Origin of the sequence: Siccirubricoccus soli, assembly GCF_024178315.1 — a bacterium.
GTDB lineage: Bacteria > Pseudomonadota > Alphaproteobacteria > Acetobacterales > Acetobacteraceae > Siccirubricoccus > Siccirubricoccus soli.
Genome location: NZ_JAMZIK010000141.1, coordinates 1 through 387 on the forward strand (window position 1 = coordinate 1; position 387 = coordinate 387).

The window sequence follows — 387 nt, forward strand, 5'->3', positions numbered from 1 at the left end:
TTTTCCAGCCGCTTCGCCACGAGGATCAGGCCCTGGCCGTCCCAGACGAGGATTTTCCGCAGGTCACCGCGGCGCCCGCGAAAGCAAAACATCGCCCCGCTGTAGGGATCCTGCGCCAGCACTGTCTGCACCAGTGCCGCGAGGCCATCGAAGCCCTTCCTCATATCCGCCACGCCGCAGGCCAGGAACACCCGCGTACCAGGCGGCGGGCCCAACATCAGCGGCCACCCAACTCGCTCAGCACCATGCGCAGCGTTGCCGCATCGATGACGCCCGTCACCCGGACGCTGGCCCCGCTCGGCAGCACGATCTCCATGCCGCCCGCCGTCTCCACGGTCGCAGGCGCCGCGGGCGGGGCAGGCAAGGCCTGCTGCAGTAGGTCCGGCA

1 protein-coding gene is annotated in these 387 nt (G+C 69.5%); it reads right to left on the minus strand.

The annotated features are described in order from the left end of the window. A partial coding sequence (gene tnpB, locus NJ376_RS20960; protein ID WP_256476504.1) for an IS66 family insertion sequence element accessory protein TnpB occupies positions 1-218 on the minus strand: 218 nt, incomplete at its 3' end. Between the last annotated feature and the right edge of the window lie 169 nt (positions 219-387).